Origin of the sequence: Alishewanella sp. SMS8 (assembly GCF_030737935.1) — a bacterium.
Lineage (GTDB): Bacteria > Pseudomonadota > Gammaproteobacteria > Enterobacterales > Alteromonadaceae > Alishewanella > Alishewanella maricola.
Window position 1 is genome coordinate 147,073 of the sequence record NZ_JAPJEA010000001.1, and the last position, 20,139, is coordinate 167,211.

Consider the following 20,139-nt stretch of genomic DNA (forward strand, 5'->3'; position numbering starts at 1 on the left):
AACCCACTGCAGCGAACAAACTGCAGTGGGTTTTTCTTTGTTATGGGTGATGAAAACCGCGATAAACTAGCTTAATTCAACTTTTAATTCAGCGATAACGGCTAAGGCTTTAGCACAGGCTTTATCAGTATCGTCAGCCAAAGCTAATGCCACCCCCATGCGCCGCTCGCCTTGTACTTCGGGCTTACCAAAAATACGCAGTTCCGTATCGGGCTGCATTAATGCCGCCGCACCAATATGATATTGAATATTTTGGCTGTGCCCAGGCACCAATAATACCGCCGAGGCAGCTGGGCCGTAGTGTTTAATGCTAGGAATAGGTAAACCCAAGATCGCACGAGCGTGCAGTGCAAATTCACTTAACTGCTGTGAAATCAAGGTCACCATACCGGTATCGTGTGGCCGCGGTGACACTTCGCTAAACCATACTTCATCGCCTTTAACAAAAAGCTCAACGCCAAATAAGCCTTTACCCCCCAAGGCTTGCACCACAGCGGTAGCATACTGTTGAGCTTTTTGCGCAGCAACAACCGACATCTGTTGCGGTTGCCAGCTTTCACGATAATCGCCTTGCTCTTGCCGGTGGCCAATCGGATCGCAGAACTGAATGCCTGAAATAGAATTTACCGTCAGTAAGGTAATTTCATAATCAAAATCAACAAACCCTTCGACAATGATACGGCCTTTACCGGCGCGGCCGCCTTCTTGCGCATGAACCCATGCTGCTTCAACATCGGCATCGCTGCGTAATACGCTTTGCCCTTTGCCAGAAGAAGACATAATCGGTTTGACCACACAGGGATAACCTATCGCAGCCACCGCAGCCAGATAACCGGCTTTATCGCTGGCAAATTGATAATTGGAAGTAGGCAACTGCAAAGTTTCTGCAGCTAAACGGCGGATCCCTTCGCGGTTCATGGTTAAATTAACCGCTTGAGCACTGGGAACCACATTAAAACCTGCGGCTTCCAGTTCCAGCAACACCGACGTCGCTATCGCCTCTAGCTCTGGCACAATTAACGCCGGTTTTTCCGTGATCACCAACTGTCGCAGTGCGGCATTGTCGAGCATCGAGATCACCACCGCTTTATCGGCAACTTGCATGGCAGGAGCATTAGGATAACGATCAACCGCTACCACTTCACAGCCATAACGCTTTAATTCTAAACACAATTCTTTACCTAATTCACCAGCGCCTAATAACAATACCTTAGTGCTGCTGCTTGTGCCGGGTGTTCCAATGACAACGCTCATTTTACTTTCACCATTGGCCGTTCAGGACGACTCCAATCAACATGATAGGTTTTACCCTTGGTTTTATCCGTGCGCTCAAAGGTATGAGCACCAAAGAAATCACGCTGGCCTTGCAATAAATTAGCCGGTAATACCGCAGTGCGATAAGCATCGTAGTAACTTAAAGCTGAACTTAACGCGGCCACGGGGATCCCCGCCAGCGATGCGTTGGCCACGGCTTTGCGCCAGTTTTGTTGATACACTGAAATTTGCTTTGAGAAAAACGGATCCAACAGCAGGTTTTCCAACTCGTCGTTTCGCTCGTAAGCTTCAGTGATCGATTGTAAAAACACCGCTCGAATAATACAGCCCGCACGCCAAATCTTAGCGATTTCGGCAAAATTTAACTGCCAACCATGCTCGGCCGCAGCCGTTTTCATAAGATGAAAGCCCTGTGCATACACGCAAATTTTGGCACAATACAAAGCATCATGCAGTGCTTGGATCATGTCGGCTTGCTGTTCTTCTGAAAATAAATTTTGAGCAGGACCGGCCAGTACCGTTGCAGCTTTCACCCGTTCAGCTTTTAAACCAGAAATCGCGCGGGCATATACCGCTTCAGCGATGGTGGGCGCGGGGCTACCTAATTGTAAACTGCTGACGGCAGTCCACAGGCCCGTGCCTTTTTGACCAGCTTTATCTAAAATAACATCAACCAGCGGTAAGCCGGTTTCGCTGTCTTTAGTGGCTAAGACTTGGGCACTGATATCCATTAAATAACTGTGCAGTGGGCCATCATTCCATTGCACGAAAATCTCACCAATGGCCGCCGCCGACATGCCTAACACATCTCGCATCACTTGATAGGCTTCGCAAATCAGCTGCATATCGGCATATTCGATACCGTTGTGCACCATTTTGACATAATGGCCAGAACCACTGGGGCCAATATAGGCCGCACAAGGTTCACCTTCTGTCACTGGATTACCCGGCTCGAAGCGTTCGATGGGTTTACCGGTAGCAGGATCAACTTTGGCGGCAATCGCTTGCCACATCGGTTTAATGCGGGTCCACGCGTAAGGATCGCCACTGGGCATTAAAGAAGGGCCAAACCGGGCACCCACTTCACCACCTGACACGGCCGTGGAGAAAAAGATAAATTTACCTTCGTAGCTTTTTTCTCGCGCGACAGTATCCGTCCACAGACTGTTACCAGTATCGACTACGATGTCATCGGCTTGAATACCGGCATCGATCAATTTATGACACACATCGTCAACGGCTTTGCCCGCAGGCACGGATAACACTATTAGGTGAGGCGCAGATAAGCGTGATAACAATTCGGTGTAAGAGCTACACCCGACAACTCGGGGGCCTTTATCGCCTTGCTCTGCCGCATCTTGTGCTAGTACAGCCTCTAATTTCTGGTTATCAAGGTCAAAAGCCGCCACTCGATAGCCGTTATCTGCCAGGTTGAGAATAAGGTTTTTACCCATTACCCCTGCCCCAACAAAACCAATTTCACACAGAGTTGTGCTGTCTGTCATCTAACGATCCTTAACAACGTTGAAAGCGCGCAAACTGGCGCGGGTCGAAAAATGCCGCGCATTATAGGCTATATGCCAGCATAAACCTACTGCCAGACCGATAAGCTATAAGCGCTTTGCAACCACTTATCTTTACGCACCGCTGTAGTGGGCGTTAAACCGTCATTCACTGACGTGTCAAACAATAAGTTGCGCAAGGGCGCAGGAATGCTAACCGCTTGATTTTTATCCGATGCATTTAGGATGCATAACAAACGTTGACCGCTATTGTCATTAACAATATCCACCATGCAACTGTGCCGATCAGATTCATGCCAATTCGGTTCGCTCATATCGGTGCCATCCATTAAATACCAATGCACGTGGTGTTTATCACCATGTTTTTGGTAGTTATCGTCTAATAAGCTGATTTGCTGTAAACAACATAATGACTGGCGCATTTTCAGCATTTGTTGTACGAATTTCAGAAACTTAGTGGCGGGCCCATCTAACTGCCAATTTAACCAAGAAATCGGATTATCTTGGCAGTACGCATTGTTATTGCCATGCTGAGTATGACTTAGCTCGTCGCCGCCTAACCAATGGATCATCCCTTGGCTAAGTACTAAAGTGGCAACCAAATTACGTCGATGTTGATTACGGGCATTAATAATGGCTTCATCCGAGGTCACACCTTCCGCACCATGATTCTTACTCAGATTATGGCCGTGGCCATCACGGTTTTCTTCACCGTTTAGCCAATTGTGTTTGTCGTTGTAACTGACTAAATCTCTTAGCGTAAAGCCATCGTGATAGCTAATATAGTTCACACTGCAACTGGCGGGCTTATGATGTTTTTGAAAAATATCGCGCGAGCCTAATAAACGTGTAGCAAATTCGGGGAGCACCCCTTGATCGCCACGCCAAAACGCCCGAAAAGTATCACGACATTTATCATTAAGCTCAGACCAGTGCGCCGGAAATTGCCCCAAATGATAGCCAAAAGGCCCGACATCCCAAGGCTCCGCAATCAGCTTAGCTTTACTGATCACCGGATCTTGCGCAACGATTTGAAAGAAAGCCGCAAACGGATTGTAGCGTTTAAACTCCCGGCCCAGTGTCACGGCTAAATCAAAGCGAAAACCATCTACCTGCATCTCGGTTAACCAATAACGCAAGGCATCCATTATCATACGCTGCATCATCGGATGCGACACATTCAAGGTATTGCCACACCCCGTAAAATTACAATAATTTTGGTAATCAATCATTTCACCATGGCTATGAAACAGATAATACTGCCGATTCGCTAAACCACGAAAACTAAGCACTGGGCCATCTTCACCCGCTTCAGCCGTGTGATTAAACACCACATCTAAAATGACTTCTAAGCCATGTTGATGCAAGGTGCGCACCATGGTTTTGAACTCGGCTACTGCATCTTCATACTGATAACGCGGTTCCGGTGCAAAAAAATTCAACGGGTTATAACCCCAATAATTGGTTAAACGTAACGCACTGAGCCGCGGCTCGGCCATAAAAGAAGCCACCGGCAATAATTGCACCGTGGTAATGCCGAGCGCTAACAGATGTTCAATAATCGCCGGATGACACAAGCCCAAATAGGTCCCGCGCAAATGCTCAGGCACATCGGGATGTTGCATGGTCATGCCTTTGACATGGGCTTCATAAATGACGGTTTTTTCCCGAGGGATCGCAGGTTTAAAACTATCTTGCCAGTCAAATGGAGCCTGTTCTAACACCCCTTTCGCTAAAGAATAATGACTGTGGCTAGCGTACTGACGTTCTTGCCACATTTGCGGCCGATTTAACTTACGACAGTACGGGTCAAGTAATAAACGCTCTTTATCAAAACGTAAACCTGCATCTGGAATATTGGGGCCAGCCGCTTTTAGCGCATATAAAGAGCCTTGTTCAATACCACTGACCGCCACATGCCAAATTTCACCAGTGCGGCCTTGAAAGGGGATCTCGGCAAGCAACTCTTCGGTATCGGGCAGAAACAAACACAAGGTCAGTTCACTGGCATCTGGAGCATACACAGCAAAATTCCACGTTTCTGCTTGCACTAGACTCGCCCCTAACGAACTCGGCTGGCCAGCAGACATTTTTAACAACCCAATGACGGCGGTCATGGTATTTCCTTAGATTTTTTGTCGAATGTATAACGTCGATAATGGCGGTAAATTTAACACGATACTACAAGCCTGACCGTGCATAGCCTGCTCAAGCGCTAGCAAAGGTGCTTGCTGCACCGGATAGTTACTGCCCCAGTAATGTTCGCTATCGGTATTTAAAATGATTTCGTATTCACCGGCCTGTGCCACACCTAAACAAAAATCATTGCGTGGGATCGGGGTAAAATTACTGACCACATAAACCCGCTCGCCTGCGGCATCTTGCCGAAACAAGCTTACGGTACTGTGTGCGGCATCCTGATGATCTAACCAACCAAAACCGGCAGTGTCATAATCTAATTGGTACAAGGGCGTATGACCGCGATAGGTATGGTTTAAATCACGAAAAAGTTGTTGCATACCGCGATGCTTATCAAAGCTCAGTAAGTGCCAATCCAAGCTTTGTGAGTGCGACCATTCTCGCGCTTGCGCAAACTCAATGCCCATAAAATTCATTTTCTTACCCGGATGGGCAAACATAAAGGCTAAAAAGGCACGCATATTGGCCGCTTTTTGCCATTCATCACCCGGCATTTTTTCTAACAAACTGCCTTTACCATGCACGACTTCATCATGCGATAACGGTAAAATGAAGTTTTCGTTATAGGCATAAACCATTGAAAACGTCAGATCGCCATGATGATACTGCCGATAAGCCGGATCTTTACTGATATAGCGCAAGCTGTCATTCATCCAGCCCATATTCCACTTGAAGCCAAAGCCTAAGCCACCACTATCAGTGGGGCGTGATACTTGAGGAAACGAGGTTGACTCTTCCGCAATGGTCATCGCTAAAGGGAACTTGCTATACACTTCACGGTTAAGCCATTGAAACAAACTAATGGCTTCATAGTTATGATTACCCCCATCAATGTTTGGCACCCACTCTCCCGCATTTCGAGAATAATCCCAATACAACATCGAGGCCACGGCATCGACACGGATCCCATCAATGTGGAAGTGTTCGAGCCAATAAAGAGCACTGGCCACTAAAAACTGTCGCACATAGTCTTTACCAAAGTCATAAATGCAGGAATTCCAATCTGGGTGCCAGCCACGACGCGGATCTTCGTATTCGTATAAACAACTGCCATCAAACCGTGCTAAGCCATGGCCGTCTTCAGGGAAGTGCGCCGGAACCCAATCTAAAATCACGCCAATACCGGCCTGATGGCAAGCATCGACAAAGGCTTTAAAGTCATCTGGATGACCAAAGCGAGAAGTCGGCGCAAATAAGCCCAATGGCTGGTAGCCCCAAGAACCATCAAAGGGGTGTTCCATAATCGGCATCAGTTCGATGTGGGTATATCCCATCTCAAGTACATAAGGAATTAACTGTGCAGCAAGCGCTTGATAACTCAGCGGGGCATTGTCGCTGTCACGACGCCAAGAGCCTGGATGCACCTCATAGATGCTCATCGCACTTTGATAGACATTGCCAGCCTTTCGTGTTGTCCAGTTCTGATCTTGCCACTGATAAGCAGCATGATCATAAACTAAGGATGCATGTGACGGATATTGCTCAGCATAAAACGCCAGCGGATCGGCTTTATGCGGTAATAAATCGCCATGTTTGTTTTTAACTTCAAACTTATAACGAGTACCAGTGGCGATTTCAGGTATCACTAATACCCAATGCCCGCATTCGGTGCGCTCCATCGGATGACAACGGCCATCCCAATGGTTCATATCCCCAACCAAACTGACGGTGCTGGCATCCGGCGCGTATACGGCAAAGCGAGTCGCCGGAAGGCTTTTACCAGCAAAATCTAAAGTGATCAGCTGAGCGCCTAACTGGCGGTATAAATTTTCTGGCTGGGAATGCACAAAATGCACAGCGTAGTAAGCTTGATCAGAAAACTGATAGGGATCAACTAAACGGTATTGGTGTTGTCCTTGCCTTACTTGAAAATAATAAGGCACGGCTTTACGTTTTCTGGGCTGCGCCAGTTCAAACACCCCCGGACAGCCTATCACTGCAGCTAATTGTCCTAAGCTTTTATCAGTCTTAGCGTCAAAAGCTTCAACTTCACTCGCATGAGGTAGATAGCAGCGTAACACTAAGCCTTTATTTTTATTGTCTGGTTGCATTAACTGCCAACCTAAAACACTAAAGGGCTGTCTGCAGCGCGCTTGCGCAAAAAACGTTAAGTTCATTACCTTGTCCTTATCTTATTATTGTTGCTTAATCCAGAGTCAACACAATTACTGGCCTTTACGGCGAAGTGCGAGTTGCTTTAATAAATCATTGATCGGTGCTTCGGTGGTCCATTGCTCCAGATCACGGCTTAATTTACGTCGCCAGTTTGGATATTCGTTACTGGTGCCAGGCACATTGACTGGTTGCGTCATTTCTAACCAGTCTTCGATTTGTAAACATAATAATTGTGAGCGACCGCTGGCTAAATGTTGCTGTAAGGCAAAATTGAGTACCCTGTCCATGGCTAGCTGATCAACACTACGGGGGTAATCAGCAGGTAGCAAGTTATGGCCATGCAAAGAATCTAAAATACGTTGTTTATTATGATGACGCTGATGATAAAGCTGCTCTAATTGCGCTTCATCTTGATATAACCCCAGTGCTTTGCCCAGTTTTAAATCTTCACAATGCCAAAAACCAATTAAGGTAGGCAAGTCATGCGTACTGAGTGTCGCCATTGCTTGTTGCGGGTAGTGTGCTGGCGAAATATAACCACCATCGGCAGCCGTTTCAAAAAAGAATACCCGATAAGAGTACATGCCAAATTGCTGCAATAACTCGCGAATACCGTCTGGCACCGTACCTAGGTCTTCACCAATAATTACCGCCTGTTGCCGCTGACTTTCTAAGGCTAAGATCCCGAGCAAATCCATAATAGGATAATACACATAAGCACCGCCACCGGCATTAGTTGCGGCCTTAGGTACCCACCACAACCGCAGAAGCGCCATCACATGGTCAATGCGCAGCGCCCCCGCGTTTTGCATATTACTGCGAAATAAATCAATCATCGGCTGGTAAGCTTGCTGATATAACTGATAAGGCTTCATTGGTGGCAGCCCCCAGTTTTGTCCGGCCGGCCCTAATGGATCAGGCGGAGCACCTACACTGGCATCACGACAATATAACTCAGGGTTGCCCCAGATCTCAGTAGATGCCTCGCTTACGCCCACGGCGAGATCGCGATATAAACCTAGCAACATGCCACTGTCTTTAGCCAGTTGCTGCGCCTGCGCTAATTGCTCTGTGGCCAGGAATTGCAGGTAACAATAAAAATCGAGTTCCGCCGCGTGATCTTGGGCAAATTGTAGTACTGCGGCATCGTTAGGATCACGGTATTGCTCTGGCCAGTTTGGCCAACCCCAATATTGTGAGTCTTGCTGATACAGCCAAGCATGTAGCGCATCATACAAGGCTAGCTGCTGTAAGCTCTCACCGCCATCGGCTTTAAACTGTGCAAACGCAGCCAGTAGTTTTGACTGATTTTTGCTTTGTGTTTGCAGCCACTGATATAAGCTTTTTAATACAGGCAGTTTTAACATCATTACGGTGGGGTAATCCACCCAGTCTGCGGCACGCACCGCTTTTAATTTCGTCTGAAACGCGGTGTTATTAACTTGCTGTTGTGCAACAGCACATTGGGCGTAGCCCGGTACAGCGGTAACATCAAGATAAATAATATTTAACCAACGCCGCGAAGACGGGCTATAAGGGCTGGCATTATCGGCAACAGCGGGATAAAGCGCATGAATAGGATTTAAACCAACAAAATCAGCACCATGCGCCCCAAGATAACGCACTAAATTATTCAGATCAGTAAAATCACCAATGCCCCAATTTCGCGCTGAACGCAGCGCATATAATTGGATTGCCGTGCCCCACTGTTTTTGTTCAGTAAAGGCAGGCGGTTGATAACAGCGCTCAGGCGCAATAATCAGTTTTTGGCTAACTGACAATTCTGTGCCCGCGCAGGTTAAGAGCAACTGATGATAACCTAACGGCAATGCCCCATCGAAGACATGTAAATATTGCTGATATTCTTCCTCTTGCAGCACGGTCACTTGCGTTAGCTCACCATTAACTGGCGTTAACGGATACTCCGTTACCTTGCCCTGCTCGGTGATCAGTTGCAAAACAAAATCTGTGTTAGCCAAGGCTAATGGCACTTGCACTTCAAGTTGCCATTGCTCCGCGACCGGCTGGACAGAAACAGGGGCAATTAACTGCTGCCAAAAATCGAGTTGTCGTTCAAGTAATTCTGTGCGGGTCGCGTCATCATCTGCAACCGGGTAACCCATTGCGGCTAATAAGGCTAATTGATTGACTTCGCTGACTTCTGTCGGCTGGCCCCAGGCATCATTAAAATGTGTTTCGATACCATTAAAAGCGATAAGTTGTGCCCGTAAAGCTGCGTCCATTGGAATTCCTTGGCAAATTAGAACTAATATAAAGCATTCTAAGCGGCATAGATGCCGATGTCATGAGCTAATTTATGTCATAAAATTACAAAAAAGCCAACAAAACAGTTTTCAAGCTTGAAAAATGTGGCAAAAAATGTAATTTTACTACATATTATATTGATATTACTTTTTAAAACTTAGTCTAGCACTTAACAGCGGGGTTCTTATGTCAATTCGTGTTGCTATTAACGGTTTCGGCCGTATCGGTCGTAATGTACTACGCGCACTCTATGAGAGCAGCAAAAATTACGATATTAAAGTGGTTGCTATTAACGACTTAGGTGATGCGTCAATTAATGCACATTTATTAAAATATGATACTGCCCATGGCATTTTCGCAGCTGACGTTAAGCATGATGAGCGGGCTATCTATGTTAATAACGATGAGATCCGCACGTTAAGCGTTCGTAACCCTGCCGATTTACCTTGGGCTGAGCTGAAAGTAGATGTCGTACTAGAATGTACTGGCCTGTTTACCGATCGTAAAACGGCTGGCGCGCATTTAACCGCAGGTGCCAAGAAAGTGATTATTTCTGCACCTGGTAAAGATGTCGATGCAACGGTTGTCTATGGTGTTAACCATCAGATTTTAACGCCAGAGATGAACATTATTTCTAACGCATCTTGTACCACTAACTGTTTAGCGCCGATTGCTAAACCTTTATATGAGGCGCTGGGTATTGAGTCAGGTTTAATGACCACTATCCATGCTTATACTAACGATCAACGTTTAAGTGATGTGTATCACACTGACTTGCGTCGTGCTCGCGCAGCGGCCATGTCTATGATCCCAACTAAAACCGGTGCGGCAGCTGCCGTGGGTTTAGTGGTACCTGAATTAAAAGGCAAATTTGACGGTTTAGCGGTACGGGTACCGACGTTAAATGTGTCGTTGGTTGATTTAACCTTTATCGCCGGTCGTGAAACCGACGCGGAAGAAGTGAATAATATTATTCGCCAAGCTGCTGCGAGCAGCCCGATGAATCAGGTATTGCATGTTAACGATTTACCTTTGGTATCAATCGACTTTAACCACAACCCCATGTCATCTATCTTTGATGCCACTGAAACACGCGTATTGGGTCGTTTAGTCAAAGTGATGAGCTGGTATGACAATGAGTGGGGCTTTAGCAACCGTATGCTAGATAACACCGTTGAATTAATGAAGTTCTAAGCCTTACGCTTTTCAACAACAGCCAGCCTTTGCTGGCTGTTTGCGTTTAAGCCTATAATAACGTTTTAATAATCACAGCACCGTTGTTGGGGAATAGCATGTCAATCGCAAGCGCACAATTGGGTTTTGCCCATCTGACCGATCTACCCTGTTATCGCTTACAGTTTCAGCAAGCCAGTTTAGTGGTGTCACTTTATGGTGGGCATTTACTGTCTTATCAACCGCAACCTGGGCAAGAAACGCTGTGGTTATCGCCACTTGCAAGCTGGCGTCAACAACAACCGCTACGCGGGGGGGTACCGATTTGCTGGCCTTGGTTTGGTCCAATTGAAGCCAAATTAAACCCAGAGCAGCAAGCCGTACCCAATCATGGGTTAGTGCGCAATAGAATGTGGACCTATATCGACAGCCAAGCGCACAGCGACTTTAATAGCCTAACCTTAAGCATCAGTATCGATGATATGCCTGGACATCGGGCTAAAACACTCAGCTTAACGCTTTGCTTGCGACTTTATGCCGATAAGCTGAGTATCACACTCGAATGTGACGAACCCATGTTACAACAAGCGGCTTTACACAGCTATTTCCAAGTGCCCTCCCTGAACGCTTGCACTGTGCAGGGTTTGGGTCAGCGTTTTATGGATAAGGTTAGGCAACAACATTTTATTGAAGCGGAACCCGTCGTGTTTAATCAAGAAATTGATCGGGTGTATCTTGAGCCAGCAGCGCAATTAAGCATGCAAAGCGGTCACTATCAGCTACTTATTGACCAACAAGGGCATGACAGCACCGTGCTGTGGAACCCGGCAGCAGAACGTAGCAAAGCGATGGCGGATTTGCCTGATCACGGTTATCAAGAATTTGTCTGCGTGGAAACGGCACAACTGCAGATTGCTACCCCTAGCCCATTGCAGTTAACACAGACATTGCAGCTAACAAAAACAGAGTAACGGCACTAGCGCCAAATTAAATCGGCACAACTGCAGATTGATAACCCTAACCCACTGCAAGTTAACAAAGACAGAGTCACAGCGTTAGCGCCAACTTGAGGTGAACTGCAGCTGATGCAGTTCACGTTCACCATCTTGATAATCCAAAATCAATTGTAATTGCCACTGCATATTTGGATCGCTACAAGCGCCCAAGAACAGCTCGGCCTGCCAAGTGGTTAACGCCTCAGGCTGTTCTGCTGCTTGCTGGCGCCAGACTAGCGGAATGCGCCCCATATACATGGAAATACCTTGGAGCTCACCACTAATGGCTCGTAAAGGCTTTTGGCTTTGTAAACGGAGCTGTAAAGGGGTTTCTACAGGTGCATGCTCTGGAGAGAGCGTGAGTTGCAGCGTCGCGGTTTGCAGCAACAGTAGCTGACTGGTATCCTTGGCAGGTGGTTGACAAGCTGTGAACGCCAATAAAAAGAGTAAAGAAATAACAACGTTAAGCGCAGTTCGTATCAACAATTTATTGCCACTAGATTGTGCTAAAACACTATTTTAACCGTAACAGCATAAAAAAAACCAGCGCAACCGAAAAGCGATGATAAATTGAACAGTGACTTTGTTCTACATCATAAAAACGGTTGTTTTACCTATCTTTTGACCGGTAAAACTCGTATCATTCGAGCCAAATATAGTAGGTAAGATTAGGTACAATGAATAGTGTGCCGATACTACCTACCTATCACAAGAAGGGCCACCTCAAGGTGGTATATTTAGTAACCAGCAAAACTGCAGCGGAACTCAACATGAGCCAGACCAAACCGTTAAATGTTGAATACAACTATAGCGTTGTCCGCCTCTTTGCCATCACTACCGTATTATGGGGTATTGTTGGCATGGTGGTGGGTGTATTACTTGCAGCCCAGTTATACTGGCCAGCGCTTAACTTCGACACCCCGTGGCTGACCTACAGCCGTCTTCGTCCCTTACACACCAATGCGGTTATCTTCGCGTTCGGAACCAGTGCTTTGTTCGCCACTTGTTATTATGTTGTGCAACGCACCTGTCAGGTCCGTTTGTTTGCTGAAAAGCTGGCCATGTTTACATTTTGGGGCTGGCAAGCGGTTATTGTTGCCGCGGCAGTTACCTTACCGATGGGTATTAGCCAAAGTAAAGAATATGCCGAGCTAGAATGGCCAATCGATATTTTAATTACTGTCGTTTGGGTGTCGTTCGCGATTGTTTTCTTTGGTACTTTAGCCAAACGTAAAACCAGCCATATCTATGTGGCTAACTGGTTCTACGGTGGTTTTATTATCACGGTTGCTGCGCTGCACATTGTCAACAGCATGGTTATCCCACTTAATTTAGTTAAGTCTTATTCCATTTATGCCGGTGCCGTCGATGCCATGGTGCAGTGGTGGTATGGTCACAATGCGGTCGGCTTCCTATTAACCGCAGGCTTCTTAGGGATGATGTATTACTTCGTACCTAAACAATCAGGCCGCCCTGTTTACTCATACCGCTTATCGATTGTGCACTTCTGGGCACTGATTGCGTTATATATTTGGGCAGGCCCACACCACTTACATTACACTGCCCTGCCAGACTGGACCCAGTCTTTAGGTATGGTGATGTCAGTGATTTTATTCGTACCAAGCTGGGGCGGTATGATCAACGGTATCATGACCCTGTCAGGCGCATGGCATAAACTGAAAACCGACCCTATCTTACGCTTCTTAATCGTTTCCTTATCATTCTATGGTATGTCGACGTTTGAAGGCCCAATGATGGCAATCAAATCAGTTAATGCATTATCGCACTATACTGATTGGACTATCGGCCACGTGCACTCAGGTGCTTTGGGTTGGGTTGCGATGATTTCAATCGGCGCGATGTACCACTTAATCCCTACTGTCTTTAATAAAGCCGGTATGTACAGCGTAAAACTGGTCAACACTCACTTCTGGTTACACACTATCGGTGTGGTACTTTACATCGTTGCTATGTGGATCAGCGGTATTATGCAGGGCATGATGTGGCGTGCAGTGAACACTGACGGCACCCTGACTTACAGTTTTGTACAAAGCCTTGAAGCCTCTATGCCCTTCTATCTGATGCGTTTTATCGGTGGTGTATTCGTTGTAACAGGTATGTTAATCATGGCCTACAACGTCTACAAAACGGTAAGTAGTAAACATCCCGCTGCACAGCCTGCAGTTGCAACGGCTTAAGGAGACTGACCATGCAAAAGAATCATCATGAAAAAGTCGAAAAAAGCGTGGGCTTGTTAGGGGTGTTAACTATCGTCGCCATCAGCTTCGGTACCCTAGTACAAATTACGCCTTTGATGTTTATGGAAGAAACCACGCAACCGATTGATGGCTTAAAGCCTTATACAGCGCTGCAGATGGAAGGTCGTGATATCTTCATTCGTGAAGGTTGTACCAACTGTCACAGCCAGATGGTGCGTCCATTCCGTGCTGAAGTAGAACGTTATGGTCACTACTCTGTTGCCGGTGAAAGTGTTTGGGAACACCCATTCTTGTGGGGTTCCAAGCGGACGGGTCCAGACTTAGCTCGTGTGGGTCAACGGTATAGCGACGACTGGCATTATGCTCACTTAATGGATCCACGTTCAGTGGTGCCACAGTCAAATATGCCAGGTTACCCGTGGTTAGATGCTAACCTGCTTGATGGCAAGTATACCGCGAAAAAATTAGAAATATTCCGTAAGTTCGGCGTGCCGTACACGGATGAAGATATCGCTGGTGCAGCTGAAGCAGTGCAAGGTAAAACTGAAATGGAAGCCCTGATTGCGTATCTGCAATCACTGGGCACAGCCTTAAAGTAATCGCCATGGAATTTGCAACAGTTCATAGCATTCTGACAGTGATTCTGTTCGTCGCGTTTGTTGCTTTCGTTATTTGGGCTTACAGTAAAAAACGTAAGTCCGATTTCGATGAAGCAGCCAACCTTGTTTTTGATGACGAGCCAGAATCAAAAAAACAACATTCTAAACGGGAGTCGGAGCATGAGTAGCTTCTGGAGTCTTTGGATTTGGGTACTAACCATCCCAGTATTGGTGCTGTGTTTAGTCCTGATCATGTGGAACTTAAAAAACTATGTCGGTGTGCCTGAAGATGAGACCACTGATCACGAAGTGGATGGCTTAAAGGAATTTAACAACCCACTACCAAAATGGTGGACTTACATGTTCCTTGCCACCTTAGTCTGGTCGGTGTTTTACTTAGCCGCCTATCCAGGTTTAGGTAATTACAAAGGTTTCTTAGGTTGGACCAGCTCTAACCAAGGTATCAAATCTTTGGAAGAATCTCGCCAAGCGGTATTACAAGCGCAAGCTGAAGGCCGTAACGTACAGTTAGATATGGAAGTGGTTAAAGCTGATGAAGTTTATGGCCCCGTATTTCAACAATTTGCTCAGCGCGACGTGTTGGACCTAGCCTACGATCCAGAAGCCTTAAAGATTGGCCAGCGCTTGTTCTTACAAAACTGTGCCTTATGTCATGGTTCTGATGGGCGCGGCCAACGTGGCTTCCCAAATTTAACCGACAACGATTGGTTATATGGTGGCACAGCAGACAAGATCAAAGAAACCTTATTGCACGGTCGTAAAGCCGCCATGCCGGGTTGGGAAGCCGCACTAGGTGACCAAGGCATCAAAGAGATGACTGCTTATGTTCTGCAGTTATCAGGTCGTGCTGTTAACGAAAAAGATGCCGAAGCCGGTAAAGCGAAATTTGGTATGTGTGCTGCCTGTCACGGTGTTGATGGTCGTGGTAGCGTTGCGCACAACTTACCTTTCGGTGCCCCTAACCTAACGGATAACATTTGGTTGTATGGCGGTTCTTCAGCCACTATCGAAGAAACACTGCGTTTAGGTCGTTACGGTGTTATGCCAGCCTTTAAAACAACGTTAGGCGAAGACAAGGTGCATATCCTAACGGCTTATGTGTACCGACTGTCAAATCCGGAAGACTTGCGCTAAACCGCACAGCAATCCGAAGCGCACTAAGCCCCGTAAAGGGGCTTAGTTTTATGAACGAGGTGAGTTATGCAAGAAGATACTAAACCCTGGTATAAATACGCTTGGACCTGGGTGTTAATCGCCATCCCTGTGGTTACCGCATTAAAAGCCGTTCACACCGTTGTGGTGATGCAGCAGCATAAGCCTGAGATCGTCATTGACGACTATTATCAAGCCGGTAAAAGTATCAATATGCAACTGGCGAAATATCGCGAAGCCGCCCTGCGCAATATGGATGCACGTATTTTAGTCGCCGGTAACCGGGCGGTCATTCGATTTACTGAAAACCAAGTATTGGGTGAAACTATTCATCTTGATTTTTACCACCCTACCCTAGGCGCACATGATTTTGCGGTTGATGCCGAACGCAGTGGCGAGCTACTGTATGTGGCAACATTACCGATCACGCCAAACGGCCGCTGGCGTTTAACCGTATCAGACAAATCCGAAGAATGGCGACTGCGCGCCAACTTAACACTGCCGGCAGAACAAGAAATTAAACTGGGTTATTAAGAAGGATAATGGCTGTGGCAGCAGTGAGGTGTTTTCATTGCCATGAAACGGTACACACTGGCGATCGTTTTACTTTAAACGTTGACGGGCAAGAACATTATTTTTGCTGTGCTGGCTGCCAAGCCGTCGCTGATACTATCTTTAGTAATGGTCTTGCCGATTATTATCGTTTTCGAACGGCTGCAGCCACTAAGATCGATGCTCTACCTTTGGATCTCAGCGCCGAATTAAGCCAATTTGATAACGAGGCGGTGTTAGCCGATATTAGTCAGCAGCATAATGAGCTAACCGATATTGAATTGTCCATCAGTGGTATGAGCTGTGCAGCTTGTGCTTGGCTTATCGAAAAACAACTTCGCAAACTACCTCAGCTCCACAGTGTGAGCATTAATGCCTCAACCCAGCGAGCGTTGCTGCGATTTGATAGTAAACAGCTGTCACTCAGCGCTATTTTACAACGTATCAACGATATTGGTTATCAAGCCAGTCCCTTTGTGGCCGATCAAGAAGAGCACAAATTCAAACTCGAGCTTAATCGTTATCTCAAGCGGCTCGCGGTATCCGGCATTTTAACTATGCAAGTGATGATGCTGGCTTTTGCGCTGTATTTTGGTGAATACACTGGCATTGAAACAGCCCATGAAGGCTATCTGCGTTGGATCAGTTTGCTTTTAACGATCCCTGTGGTGCTGTATGCCGCTAAACCTTTTGTAGTCAGTGCTTGGCGCAGTATTAAGGCACGACAAATGAATATGGACGTGCCGGTTACGCTGGCCCTGTATTACACCTTTTTTGCATCTGCGTATGCCACCGCGATGCAAACCGGCGAAGTGTATTTTGAATCCGTTTGCATGTTTACCTTCTTGCTGCAATTAGGCAAATTCTTTGAATTCCGCGCCCGTGCGCAAGCCCGCGAAGCGACCAGTAATTTATTAAAAATCATGCCGGTTACGGCCACCCTACACACCGAGCAAGGGCCACAGCCCACATCGGCTCGGCGCTTACAAACGGGCGATATCATCTTAGTTAAAGCCGGTGAAACCCTGCCCGCCGATGGCATAGTAAAAGACGGGCAAAGCTCAGTTGATGAGTCGATGTTAACCGGTGAATATCGCGCGATCAGTAAAACAATTGGCGATACAGTATTGGCCGGTAGCGTTAATCACGATGGTTTATTACAGGTTCAAGTAAGCCGAGTTTTAGCCCATTCGCGCTTGGGTCAAATCATTCAATTACAACAACTGACGCTGAGCCAAAAACCGAAACTAGTCGAAAAAACCGACCAATTAGCCAAGTATTTTGTCGAGCGTTTATTGGTGATCGCCCTGCTCACTTTCTTACTTTGGTATTTCTGGTGGGATCCTAGCCGCGCATTTTGGGTCACCCTATCGGTGTTAGTTGCCACCTGCCCTTGCGCCCTTAGCTTAGCGACCCCCACGGCGATAACCTGTGCCTTGGCCAGATTAAATCGACAAGGCGTGCTGATTAAAAATGCTCAAGTGCTTGAGGTTTTACCCAACATTAGCCATATCGTGGTAGATAAAACCGGCACCTTAACTGAAGGTAAATTTAGCTTACAACAGGTGCACAGGGTCAACCCTACCCTAGCTGAAACCGATTTACTTAACTTAGTGGCCAATTTAGAACAATATTCTGAGCATCCGATTGCCCGGGCCTTTGCGCCGTATTTAACGCAGCCCCTAACATTAAACGACGTACAGGTAGCCATTGGCGCCGGTATTCGTGCTCGTTGGCAAGGCCAGCAACTCAAAGTGGGCAGCGCACAATTTTGTGGCGTACCAGCAGAGCCAGAATGGCAGGTGTATTTTACTCTTGATAACCAACTGCAAGCTAAGTTAAAACTTGTAGATAAATTACGCGAAGAAGCGACGGCGTTAATTCAGCAACTTCAGCAGCAAGGCTATAAACTGGGGATGTTAACCGGTGATCACTCGGTACAAGCAGAACAATTAACCGCAGCATTAAAACTCGACTTTATGCACAAAGGCTGCAGCCCTGAAGATAAAGTCACCGAGATCCAACAATTAATCGCAACAGGTGCCAAAGTGCTGATGCTGGGTGACGGTATTAACGATAGTCCGAGCTTTAACGCTGCGCATATTTCAGTTGCGGTGCAATCTGGCACCGATTTATCGAAAAACCAAGCAGATGTGGTATTTTTAAAAGCCGATTTACGCTTATTACAAAACCTTCTTCAAGGTGGCAAACAAACCTCCCGGGTGATCAAGCAGAACCTTGGCTGGTCAGTGGGCTACAATCTGGTTATTATCCCTTTAGCCGTTGCGGGTTTTGTTTCCCCTTACATTGCCGTGATTGGCATGTCGTTTAGCTCGCTGTTAGTGGTATCCAATTCATTGAGGTTACTGAAAAAATGAGCATTATCTATGTACTGATCCCGATTGCCATCCTGTTTGTGGCTATTGGCATCGGTATCTTCTTTTGGGCGGTGCGCTCAAAGCAATTTGAAGATTTAGAAAAAGAAGGCTTAAGTATCTTGTTCGACGAAGATAAGCCCAAAGTGATACCACCGAACAAGCCTGATGAACATTGATTATGTCGCGGCGCTGCTGATTGGTTTTTTAGGCAGCAGCCATTGTTTAGTCATGTGCGGTGGTATTGTTGCCGCCTTGCAATTTGCCATGCCGGCCCAAAGTGCTTGGCAAAAGTTTCGCTTACAATTGTTGTTAAGCCTTGGCCGCTTGATTACCTATACCTGCTTTGGTGGCTTGGTCGGTTATTTTGGTGCGACCGCCATGGGCATTACCGGAGCCACTTTTATTGGGTTGCGTTTATTGGCCGGCTTATTATTACTGGCAATGGCGCTGTATATTGCCCGGCTTTGGTTTGGTTTAACGCGTTTAGAGCGCGCAGGGCAAGGTTTGTGGCGCTTTATCCAACCTTATACGAAGCGCTTATTACCGCTTGATAGCAGTGTTAAAGCCCTAAGCTATGGCATGTTATGGGGCTTTTTGCCTTGTGGTTTGGTTTATTCAACCCTTAGTTGGAGTTTAGCCAGCGGCAGTGCCAGTAGCGGTGCACTGATCATGTTACTTTTTGGCGTCGGCACCTTACCTGCGTTACTGGTATTTGGCTCCGCGGCTAATAGCCTAGTCAAACTAAAAAACCAACTATGGTTTCGTTACAGTGCGGCATTACTGTTAGCGGTTTATGGTTTTTACACGATATGGCTTGCTTTGCATAGACTAGTTTTTTAAGCTGTTACCCTATTAAGGGTAAAAGGGTGTGTGTGATGCAACGTTCAGCTATAAATTGTCAGGATTGCGGTTTTAGTCAGCTGTGTTTACCGTTTTCGCTCAGTGAGCAAGAAATGAGCAAACTTGATGATATCATTCAGCGAAAGCGCCCTTTGCACAAAGGCGATATGTTGTTTGAAAGCGGTAACGAGCTTAAATCGCTATATGCCATCCGCACGGGCTCTTTTAAAACCTTCACGCTCACCTCACAAGGTGAGCAGCAAATCACCGGCTTTCATTTACCTGGCGATGTCATTGGTTTTGACGCCATCAATACTGAAAAACATGCCAGCTATGCTGAAGCCTTAGAAACCGGTATGATTTGTGAAATACCCTATCAAAACCTTGAAAATCTGTTAAGTCAATTACCTAAACTACGCCAGCAAATGATGCGTTTAATGAGCCAAGATATTCAATCTGATCAACAAATGATGTTGCTGTTAAATCGTAAAACCGCAGAGCAAAAATTGGCAACTTTTTTAAATCATTTGGCTTCTCGTTATGGCAATCGTGGTTTTTCTGAAAAAGCCTTCCGGCTCAGTATGACCCGCAGCGACATTGGTAATTATTTGGGCTTGACCGTAGAAACCATCAGCCGTTTGCTGAGTAAAATGCACAAAGATGAAATCATTCAAGTTGATGGCAAGCTTATCACCATTTTGGATGCCCCCAGCTTAACCGCGCTTTCAGGCCAATGTTAACTCCCTTTAACTTGATATAGCACAAACATAAATCCCTATTAATCGCTTATCTTGGTCTACACTTAGATAAGCTGATTGACTTAAGAGGGAAGC

17 protein-coding genes are annotated in these 20,139 nt (G+C 46.4%); 11 read left to right on the forward strand and 6 right to left on the reverse strand.

What is annotated here, in order from left to right; all coding sequences use genetic code 11:
* Nucleotides 1-66: 66 nt before the first annotated feature.
* From purT to malQ, 5 genes are all read right to left on the reverse strand, one after another.
* On the reverse strand, nucleotides 67-1,254 hold the full coding sequence (gene purT / locus ORJ01_RS00740; RefSeq protein WP_306176604.1) for a formate-dependent phosphoribosylglycinamide formyltransferase: 1,188 nt from the start codon (nucleotides 1,252-1,254) through the stop codon (nucleotides 67-69).
* Nucleotides 1,251-2,780, reverse strand: a complete 1,530-nt coding sequence (gene gndA, locus ORJ01_RS00745; protein WP_226750987.1) for an NADP-dependent phosphogluconate dehydrogenase — start codon at nucleotides 2,778-2,780, stop codon at nucleotides 1,251-1,253. Before gndA ends, purT begins: the two co-directional genes overlap by 4 nt.
* An 86-nt stretch (nucleotides 2,781-2,866) precedes the next feature.
* Entirely contained in the window at nucleotides 2,867-4,915 is a 2,049-nt protein-coding gene (gene glgX / locus ORJ01_RS00750; protein ID WP_306176605.1) for a glycogen debranching protein GlgX, read from the reverse strand.
* 9 nt (nucleotides 4,916-4,924) lie between these two features.
* A complete protein-coding gene (gene glgB / locus ORJ01_RS00755) occupies nucleotides 4,925-7,114 on the reverse strand; it encodes a 1,4-alpha-glucan branching protein GlgB (RefSeq protein ID WP_306176607.1) in 2,190 nt (729 codons plus the stop codon).
* A gap of 48 nt (nucleotides 7,115-7,162) precedes the next feature.
* Nucleotides 7,163-9,355, reverse strand: coding sequence for a 4-alpha-glucanotransferase (malQ, locus tag ORJ01_RS00760; protein ID WP_306176608.1), 2,193 nt, complete (start codon nucleotides 9,353-9,355; stop codon nucleotides 7,163-7,165).
* 208 nt (nucleotides 9,356-9,563) lie between these two features.
* Between malQ and gap the strand changes: the two genes are divergently transcribed.
* Together gap and ORJ01_RS00770 are read left to right on the forward strand one after the other, a co-directional pair.
* Nucleotides 9,564-10,571 (forward strand): type I glyceraldehyde-3-phosphate dehydrogenase, encoded by a 1,008-nt coding sequence (gene gap / locus ORJ01_RS00765; protein ID WP_226750983.1) that lies wholly within the window; start codon nucleotides 9,564-9,566, stop codon nucleotides 10,569-10,571.
* 98 nt (nucleotides 10,572-10,669) lie between these two features.
* Nucleotides 10,670-11,521, forward strand: coding sequence for a D-hexose-6-phosphate mutarotase (locus tag ORJ01_RS00770; protein ID WP_306176609.1), 852 nt, complete (start codon nucleotides 10,670-10,672; stop codon nucleotides 11,519-11,521).
* Between the two features lie 84 nt (nucleotides 11,522-11,605).
* On the opposite strand, the gene ORJ01_RS00775 is transcribed toward ORJ01_RS00770, so the two are convergent.
* Nucleotides 11,606-12,031 carry a hypothetical protein gene (locus ORJ01_RS00775; protein WP_306176610.1) on the reverse strand — a complete coding sequence of 142 codons (426 nt, stop codon included), beginning with the start codon at nucleotides 12,029-12,031 and terminating at the stop codon, nucleotides 11,606-11,608.
* A gap of 284 nt (nucleotides 12,032-12,315) precedes the next feature.
* Between ORJ01_RS00775 and ccoN the strand changes: the two genes are divergently transcribed.
* From ccoN to fnr, 9 genes are all read left to right on the forward strand, one after another.
* A complete protein-coding gene (gene ccoN, locus ORJ01_RS00780; protein ID WP_226750980.1) occupies nucleotides 12,316-13,743 on the forward strand; it encodes a cytochrome-c oxidase, cbb3-type subunit I in 1,428 nt (475 codons plus the stop codon).
* A gap of 11 nt (nucleotides 13,744-13,754) precedes the next feature.
* Entirely contained in the window at nucleotides 13,755-14,363 is a 609-nt protein-coding gene (gene ccoO / locus ORJ01_RS00785) for a cytochrome-c oxidase, cbb3-type subunit II (protein ID WP_226750979.1), read from the forward strand.
* Nucleotides 14,364-14,368: 5 nt separating this feature from the next.
* Nucleotides 14,369-14,551, forward strand: coding sequence for a cbb3-type cytochrome c oxidase subunit 3 (locus ORJ01_RS00790; RefSeq protein WP_226750978.1), 183 nt, complete (start codon nucleotides 14,369-14,371; stop codon nucleotides 14,549-14,551).
* Complete coding sequence (gene ccoP, locus ORJ01_RS00795; protein ID WP_306176611.1) at nucleotides 14,544-15,518, forward strand: cytochrome-c oxidase, cbb3-type subunit III; 975 nt, start codon at nucleotides 14,544-14,546, stop codon at nucleotides 15,516-15,518. The genes ORJ01_RS00790 and ccoP overlap by 8 nt, the downstream gene beginning before the upstream one ends.
* Nucleotides 15,519-15,584: 66 nt before the next feature.
* Complete coding sequence (locus ORJ01_RS00800) at nucleotides 15,585-16,070, forward strand: FixH family protein (RefSeq protein ID WP_226750976.1); 486 nt, start codon at nucleotides 15,585-15,587, stop codon at nucleotides 16,068-16,070.
* Between the two features lie 8 nt (nucleotides 16,071-16,078).
* Nucleotides 16,079-18,466 carry a heavy metal translocating P-type ATPase gene (locus ORJ01_RS00805; protein WP_306176612.1) on the forward strand — a complete coding sequence of 796 codons (2,388 nt, stop codon included), beginning with the start codon at nucleotides 16,079-16,081 and terminating at the stop codon, nucleotides 18,464-18,466.
* Nucleotides 18,463-18,642: a cbb3-type cytochrome oxidase assembly protein CcoS gene (ccoS, locus tag ORJ01_RS00810; RefSeq protein WP_306176613.1), complete on the forward strand. Its 180-nt coding sequence runs from the start codon at nucleotides 18,463-18,465 to the stop codon at nucleotides 18,640-18,642. Before ORJ01_RS00805 ends, ccoS begins: the two co-directional genes overlap by 4 nt.
* On the forward strand, nucleotides 18,632-19,306 hold the full coding sequence (locus ORJ01_RS00815) for a sulfite exporter TauE/SafE family protein (RefSeq protein ID WP_306176614.1): 675 nt from the start codon (nucleotides 18,632-18,634) through the stop codon (nucleotides 19,304-19,306). Before ccoS ends, ORJ01_RS00815 begins: the two co-directional genes overlap by 11 nt.
* Nucleotides 19,307-19,341: 35 nt before the next feature.
* On the forward strand, nucleotides 19,342-20,046 hold the full coding sequence (gene fnr / locus ORJ01_RS00820) for a fumarate/nitrate reduction transcriptional regulator Fnr (RefSeq protein WP_226750972.1): 705 nt from the start codon (nucleotides 19,342-19,344) through the stop codon (nucleotides 20,044-20,046).
* The last annotated feature ends 93 nt before the right edge of the window (nucleotides 20,047-20,139 follow it).

Bases quoted from the DNA above. Each gene is read 5' to 3' on its own strand.
- ORJ01_RS00805 (WP_306176612.1), top strand. From the start codon at position 16,079: ATGGCTGTGGCAGCAGTGAGGTGTTTTCATTGCCATGAAACGGTACAC.
- ORJ01_RS00770 (WP_306176609.1), top strand. From the start codon at position 10,670: ATGTCAATCGCAAGCGCACAATTGGGTTTTGCCCATCTGACCGATCTA.
- ccoP (WP_306176611.1), top strand. From the start codon at position 14,544: ATGAGTAGCTTCTGGAGTCTTTGGATTTGGGTACTAACCATCCCAGTA.
- fnr (WP_226750972.1), top strand. From the start codon at position 19,342: ATGCAACGTTCAGCTATAAATTGTCAGGATTGCGGTTTTAGTCAGCTG.
- ORJ01_RS00815 (WP_306176614.1), top strand. From the start codon at position 18,632: ATGAACATTGATTATGTCGCGGCGCTGCTGATTGGTTTTTTAGGCAGC.
- glgB (WP_306176607.1), bottom strand. From the start codon at position 7,114: ATGAACTTAACGTTTTTTGCGCAAGCGCGCTGCAGACAGCCCTTTAGT.
- ccoS (WP_306176613.1), top strand. From the start codon at position 18,463: ATGAGCATTATCTATGTACTGATCCCGATTGCCATCCTGTTTGTGGCT.
- malQ (WP_306176608.1), bottom strand. From the start codon at position 9,355: ATGGACGCAGCTTTACGGGCACAACTTATCGCTTTTAATGGTATCGAA.
- glgX (WP_306176605.1), bottom strand. From the start codon at position 4,915: ATGACCGCCGTCATTGGGTTGTTAAAAATGTCTGCTGGCCAGCCGAGT.
- ORJ01_RS00790 (WP_226750978.1), top strand. From the start codon at position 14,369: ATGGAATTTGCAACAGTTCATAGCATTCTGACAGTGATTCTGTTCGTC.
- ccoO (WP_226750979.1), top strand. From the start codon at position 13,755: ATGCAAAAGAATCATCATGAAAAAGTCGAAAAAAGCGTGGGCTTGTTA.
- gndA (WP_226750987.1), bottom strand. From the start codon at position 2,780: ATGACAGACAGCACAACTCTGTGTGAAATTGGTTTTGTTGGGGCAGGG.
- purT (WP_306176604.1), bottom strand. From the start codon at position 1,254: ATGAGCGTTGTCATTGGAACACCCGGCACAAGCAGCAGCACTAAGGTA.
- ccoN (WP_226750980.1), top strand. From the start codon at position 12,316: ATGAGCCAGACCAAACCGTTAAATGTTGAATACAACTATAGCGTTGTC.
- ORJ01_RS00800 (WP_226750976.1), top strand. From the start codon at position 15,585: ATGCAAGAAGATACTAAACCCTGGTATAAATACGCTTGGACCTGGGTG.
- gap (WP_226750983.1), top strand. From the start codon at position 9,564: ATGTCAATTCGTGTTGCTATTAACGGTTTCGGCCGTATCGGTCGTAAT.